Source organism: Synechococcus sp., from assembly GCF_982614295.1.
Genome location: NZ_CEXBMR010000014.1, coordinates 28,714 through 35,124, shown reverse-complemented (window position 1 = coordinate 35,124; position 6,411 = coordinate 28,714). Strand labels below are relative to the sequence as shown.

Below are 6,411 nucleotides of genomic sequence, written 5' to 3'. Positions count from 1 at the left end.
TGCCAGTGGTTGCACCTTCAAATACAGCAACTGGTATACCAGAACTTGGTAGTTTTATTAGCAGGGTATCAGCGCAAAGTTCAGTTATTGCGCCCCTTTCTATTAATAAAGTGATGCAATTAGATCCTGCCATTAAACGAGTGGCTGTTTTTTATGCAAATGACGACGCATACAGCACATCAGAAACAACAATATTTCAAAAGGCAATTAAAGCTAAAGGGCTTAACACAGTTACGGTGCAACGTACTCAGCTAAATGATCAAGATTTTCTTAATCAAATCACCTCAGCATTAAGAGTAAAACCAGATCTGGTTGTGTTGTCGCTTCAGGCGGTAGATGGGGGTAACTTAATTCGTCAATTAAGGGAACTGGGCTTTAAAGGCAAAATCGTGGTGGGTAATGGCATGAATACACCAAATATATATCCAATTTGTCAGCGCTTTTGTGATGGCATTTTAATTGCTCAAGCCTATAGCCCTGAACTAGAAACAAAAGAAAATCAAGCCTTTGTTTCTACCCATAAAGCACAACAAGGTGGCAGAGTTCCAGCTCAGCTCACAGCTCAGGCTTACACCGCCTATCAAGTGATTGCAGAAGCAGCTCAACGCTTGGATAAACGTGAGCCTCTTAAAGGCATGCCATTAAGGCAGGCAAGGCTTCTTTTAAATAAGGAAATCCTTAGCGGCAGCTATAACACCCCACTAGGAAAGATTAGCTTTAGCCGCGATGGGGAAGTAAAACAAGAAAGTTTTTATGTAGCTGAAGTGCAGATGAATCCGGATGGAAAAACAGGTAGATTTGCATTGCTTAAATAATGGAAGTTTGGCTGCAATTATTAGTAAATGGCATATCAATAGGTGCTGTATATGCCCTATTTGCTCTGGGTTATACCCTTGTATTTTCAGTGCTTGGGGTGATTAACTTTGCCCATGGTGCAGTGTTCACCTGCGGTGCCTATTTCACCTACATATTTCTTGGTGGCGTAGTGGGAAGTAATGGTTTACTAGCAACACAAAAATTACCGGTAACATTTCCATTAGCAATCGCCCTAGTGCTAGCCGGCTTAACAGCAGCAATGGTGGGATTACTGGTGGAAACCGTTGCTTTTAAACCATTGAGGCGTAGAGGGGCTGAACCATTGTTATATCTAATTACAAGCCTAGGTGCTGGGGTAATAATAGTGAATTTAATTCAGTTATTAATGGGCGCAGAAGCTTATGCCTTACCTAGCAACATACTTGGCTCAATGCCAGCGGTATTAGCCCTAGACCATGGCATTCAAATACGCACGGTGCAGTTATTATTATTGTTAGTTGGTGGCGTTACAATGCTTATATTAAATATCTGGCTAAACCAAAGCCTTGGCGGAAAAGCATTACAAGCGGTGGCAGAAGATACCACCACCGCAAGATTACTTGGAATTAATAGTGGTGCGATGATTCAATTGGCTTTCGCAATTGCTAGTTTTCTTGCTGGATTATCTGGTGGTTTAGTGGCACTCAGCGTTAATATTGGCGGGCCATATTTTGGGATTAGCTATGGCTTAAAGGGTTTGGGAGTTTTAGTGCTTGGCGGATTGGGTAGTGTGCCGGGTGCAATGCTTGGTGGATTAATTATTGGTATTACGGAAGCATTTGTTCCAGCAAAACTATCAGCTTATAAAGATGCTGTGGCCTTTGCCTTTTTATTTTTGGTGCTTATCATTAGGCCCCAAGGCTTATTTGGTAAACCACCAATAGAAAAGGTATAAATAGATGTTTGATATTTCCCTATTTGTATTAATGCTCCTAGGAGCTTTACTTGCATTAGCTGTTTATCTCCCGTTGCGTGCAGGGCAACTATCGCTTGCAACTCCAGGCTTCTACACAATCGGTGGAACTGTAGCTGCATTGTTATCAACTACAGTTCCTGAATTAGGGGGAAACGAACAAACCTATCCGCTTACTTCAGTTTTTCTTGAATTAATGCTAGCAATTCCTTTAGTTGCATTATTAGCCTTCTTAATTGGTAAACCAGTATTAAAATTAAAGGGTATTTATTTAGCCATCGCAACTATCGCGCTAGTTGAAATTCTTAGGGTGGTGCTATTAAGTAGCCCTTGGTTTGGTGCTGCTGTGGGAATATTTGCGATCCCCCAACCTTTTGAAGGTCCGGAAGGATACGCAGCAGTATTTGCCGTGCTGTTAGGAATAACAGCCTGGGGCTGCCAACGGCTAGAAACAGAACCCTTAGGAAGGGAGATGGCTGCAATAAGAAATGATGAATTAGCAGCCCGTTGTATGGGCGTTAATAGTGAACGAGTTAAATTAATTGCTTTTGTACTTAGTGCGATTATTGCCGCAGCAGCAGGTGTTTTAGCGGCCCATTTTTTCAACAGCTGGAGTGCAAGGCAGGCCAGCTTTGATGCCAGCATCACAACATTAGCCTTTGTAGTGCTAGGCGGTAGCCGCACCTGGCTAGGGCCAGTAATTGGTGGATTAGTGCTCACAGCACTGCCTGAATTATTACGGCCAATTGGTGATCTACGCCTAATTGTATTTGGCCTGGTGATCTTATTGGGCCCGATATTTATCCCACAAGGGCTAATCCAGCAAAAAAGATCATGATTGGTTCAACCTCGCTGGAACTCAACGGACTAAGCGTGCGTTTCGGTGGTTTGCAGGCCCTTGATCAGCTGAGTTTTTCTTTGCAGCAAGGCGAAATCTTTGGCTTAATTGGCCCAAATGGTGCAGGCAAAACCACGCTTTTTAATGTGATCACTGGCCTCACTGCTGCCACTAGCGGCGAAGTGCGCTGGCAAGGCAAAACAACGGCAGGGCTTAGGCCGGATCAGTTATGTAATCTAGGCATAGCCCGCACCTTTCAAAACCTAAGGGTATTTAGCGATCTGAGTTGTATCGATAATTTGCAAATAGCAATGGGCTGCAATGATCGCCGTGCTGCATTGGAATTGCTGGCTATTGTGGACTTGCAGGAAAAGGGCACACACTTAGCCGGATCATTGGCCTATGGAGAGCAAAGAAGATTGGAATTAGTGCGGGCGCTAGCAACAAAGCCGCAATTACTACTGCTGGATGAACCCGCGGCGGGTATGAACCCTGTAGAGAAACAAAAATTACAAGTTCTCCTTAACACAATCCGTAAACAATTTCAACTTACGATATTAATTATCGAGCATCATGTGCCTTTAATGATGAAATTATGCGATCGCCTAGCGGTATTAAATTTTGGCCGTTGCATTGCCATTGGTAGCCCGCGAGAAGTGCAAGAAGATCCACTTGTAATTGAGGCCTACCTGGGCAGGGGGGCTTAAACATCAGGATGACAATACCTTTATTAGAACTAAATCAACTGGGCGTGCGCTACGGCCCACTCTGGGGGGTGCGGCATTTAAACCTAAAGGTGGGAGCTGGGGAATGCGTGGCATTACTTGGAGCAAATGGAGCAGGAAAAAGCAGCACCTTAAAAGCAATCTCAAAGTTGCTGCCAACGATGGAAGGGAAGATCCTCTGGAGCGGCAATTGTTTAGCTCGTTGCAATACAGAACGCAGCGTTAAATTAGGTATCAGCCACTGCCCAGAAGGAAGGCGGGTATTAGCGCAGCAAACAGTGCTCGCCAATCTGCAATTAGGCGCTTGGATAAGGAGAAATAAAACAGAAATTCGTACTGATTTGGAATATTGCTATGAATTATTTCCGCGCCTTGCTGAACGACGCCTCCAGTTAGCAGGAAGCCTGAGCGGCGGGGAGCAACAGATGCTAGCAATCGCAAGATCATTAATGGCAAAACCTAAGTTGTTGCTTTTAGATGAGCCGAGCCTAGGTTTAGCGCCAATATTAGTAGAGGAACTTATGCAGTGTTTAGCCAAGTTAAATAAGACAGGCATAAGCATGTTGTTAGTGGAGCAAAATATATATGCAGCGCTAGCAATCGCCCAACGCGGCTATGTGCTGGAAGCAGGTGAATTGGTATTAGAAGGAAATGCAACAGATCTATATCAAAATGAAAACCTACGGCGCTCCTACCTTGGCGATAAGTTATGAGCTTTAATTAAATCACCATTAAAGCCACCCAAATGACTTTACATACAAGGCGATCATTATTAGCCATAGCAGCAGCAGGTATTGGCAATTTAATGCTACCGAAAGCCTTGATTGCAATTAAGGCAGGAGATTTGTCAAAGCCAGATTTAAAGCTTGGTTTATTTAGCGATATTAATAGTAGTTATGGCTCAACAAACTATATCCCAGCTGTGAAGGAAGGTATCGATTTAATACTTTCAAAAAAACCAGATCAAGTTATCTGCGCTGGCGATATGATCGCAGCGCAGAAAATAGGCCTTAGCCCAGCGCAATTAGATGCGATGTGGGATAGCTTTTACCGCCAGGTATTAAAACCGATACGAACCGCTGGGCATCCATTTATTTTTAGCTTAGGCAACCATGATGCCTCCTCAAGTAAAGCAACAAGTGGCTATCAATTTGAAGCTGATCGCGCTGCTGCAATCAGGTTTTGGCAGCCTCAAAAAGAAAAATTAGGGCTTAATTACATAGATTCAAATGGATTTCCCTTTTATTACACAGCTTTAGTAAATAATATTTTTTGGCTGATCTGGGATGCATCCAGCGCTGAGATATCAGCTCAACAACAGAATTGGGTTCGAGAACAACTTGCCAGCCCGATTGCTAGAAAAGCTAAATTACGAATTGCTCTTGGCCATTTACCCCTAAGGGGTATCAGCCGCGGCCGAGATCAACCAGGTGAGGTACTAAACCAAGCAAACCAACTACAACAAATACTTGAGAATGGTGATATCCATGCCTATATAAGCGGCCACCAACATGCCTACTATCCAGCCCGTTTAGGTAAATTGGATTTAATTCAGCTGGGGGCAGCAGGAAGTGGCCCGCGTCAATTACTAATGAGCAACCAACCCCCGCGCCAAAGCATCACTTTTCTTGATATTTATTGGCAGCAAAGGGAAATAGTAGAAAGCAGCTATCAATTTCCAGGTGCAAAACAAATCAACTGGGATAACTTACCAAATTCATTACCATCCCGCAATGGCCCCCTGATGCGACGCTTATCCAATCGTAGTTCTATATTTTAAGGCCGCTCAGGCGCCGCTGCCGCTTCTGGGCGGCGCGGATCTGCAATACCAAGGCTGCCGCCATTAGGTAGTAATTCAACACTATTTGCAGAACCCATCGCTGCAGATCGAACTAATTTATGGCCCATTATTTCTATTATTTTTTGCGTATCTGGGCTTATTCCTTCCTCCATCAAGATTTGATCGGGCCAAAGTTGACTATGCACGCGGGAGGCAAGCACTGCACTAGCCAGATTTAAACCATGCAAAATCCGATTCAGTAATACCTGTAAAACAGTGGTAATAATTCGGCTGCCACCAGGGCTGCCGGTGGCAAGCCAGGGATTACCCGCGGCATTTAAAACAATTGTTGGTGCCATCGAGCTCAAGGGGCGCCGATATGGCGCTATCGCGTTGCGTTCCCCTTGCACTAACCCATAGGCATTTGCAACTCCAGGTTTTGCGCTGAAATCATCCATCTCGTTATTAAGTAAAAACCCAGTTCCAGGCACAACAACACCATTGCCATAGGCAAAATTAAGCGTTGTAGTTAATGCCACTAAAGATCCATGGCGATCTGCCACCGAAAGATGTGTTGTATTAGTGCTATTGCTTTGTAAAACAGTTAACGCCTTTAATTCGCTACTGGGGGTATGGCGATCGGTGCGGATTAAAGGGCGCAAGCTATCGGCATAACTCTTGCTAATCAGCCGTTCTGTGGGTATGAGCATTTGATCTGGATCCCCAAGTTCGCTATTGCGATCGCGGTAGGCCAAATTCATCGCCTCCACCATGGTGTGGATAGCAGCCGCACTATTAAGCCCCATCTGGGCAAGATCAAAAGGTTCCAATAAGTTCAGCAATTGCACAAGGGTTACTCCGCCGCTACTAGGGGGCGGCATTGATAACACCGTGAGCCCTTTAAACTCACCCTTGATCGGCTCCACCCAGGGTGCTTTGTAATTTATCAAATCAAAACTATCAATTAATCCACCCTTCTTTTGCATCAATGCATTAATTTTTGCCGCCACTTCACCACGATAAAAACCAGCTTTCCCCCGCTGGCTGATCAACGCCAAAGTTTCTGCTAGCTGCGGTTGCTTGAAGATGTCGCCAGGTTGATAAAAAGCAACTGCAGCGATGTTTGGCTTAAGGCGATAAAAAATTTGTTTTGCCGCAGGATCTTTGCCCAGCAAGGGCAAAGCCTGTTGCAATGAAGCTGCCAAAGCGGGATAAACCGGAAACCCCCCACGGGCAAGGGCAATCGCTGGAGCCATTACCTCAGCGCGGCTCAACACACCAAATCGTTGCTGGGCCTCAA

At 44.8% G+C, this 6,411-nt stretch carries 7 protein-coding genes; 6 read left to right on the top strand and 1 reads right to left on the bottom strand.

What is annotated here, in order from left to right:
• The 6 genes from AC2JC8_RS03975 to AC2JC8_RS03950 all read left to right on the top strand — a co-directional run.
• Nucleotides 1-815 (top strand): ABC transporter substrate-binding protein (locus AC2JC8_RS03975; protein ID WP_484594239.1); only part of this gene is annotated, 815 nt, incomplete at its 5' end.
• Nucleotides 815-1,750: a branched-chain amino acid ABC transporter permease gene (locus AC2JC8_RS03970; RefSeq protein ID WP_484594238.1), complete on the top strand. Its 936-nt coding sequence runs from the start codon at nucleotides 815-817 to the stop codon at nucleotides 1,748-1,750. The genes AC2JC8_RS03975 and AC2JC8_RS03970, both read left to right, overlap by 1 nt.
• A gap of 4 nt (nucleotides 1,751-1,754) precedes the next feature.
• Nucleotides 1,755-2,606: a branched-chain amino acid ABC transporter permease gene (locus tag AC2JC8_RS03965; RefSeq protein WP_484594237.1), complete on the top strand. Its 852-nt coding sequence runs from the start codon at nucleotides 1,755-1,757 to the stop codon at nucleotides 2,604-2,606.
• Complete coding sequence (locus tag AC2JC8_RS03960) at nucleotides 2,603-3,313, top strand: ABC transporter ATP-binding protein (RefSeq protein WP_484400645.1); 711 nt, start codon at nucleotides 2,603-2,605, stop codon at nucleotides 3,311-3,313. Before AC2JC8_RS03965 ends, AC2JC8_RS03960 begins: the two co-directional genes overlap by 4 nt.
• 8 nt (nucleotides 3,314-3,321) lie before the next feature.
• Nucleotides 3,322-4,044: an ABC transporter ATP-binding protein gene (locus tag AC2JC8_RS03955; RefSeq protein WP_484400646.1), complete on the top strand. Its 723-nt coding sequence runs from the start codon at nucleotides 3,322-3,324 to the stop codon at nucleotides 4,042-4,044.
• A gap of 32 nt (nucleotides 4,045-4,076) precedes the next feature.
• Complete coding sequence (locus AC2JC8_RS03950; protein WP_484594236.1) at nucleotides 4,077-5,111, top strand: metallophosphoesterase family protein; 1,035 nt, start codon at nucleotides 4,077-4,079, stop codon at nucleotides 5,109-5,111.
• Here AC2JC8_RS03950 and ggt read toward each other — a convergent pair.
• On the bottom strand, nucleotides 5,108-6,411 hold a 1,304-nt coding region (gene ggt / locus AC2JC8_RS03945; protein WP_484594235.1), incomplete at its 5' end, for a gamma-glutamyltransferase. The genes AC2JC8_RS03950 and ggt overlap by 4 nt on opposite strands.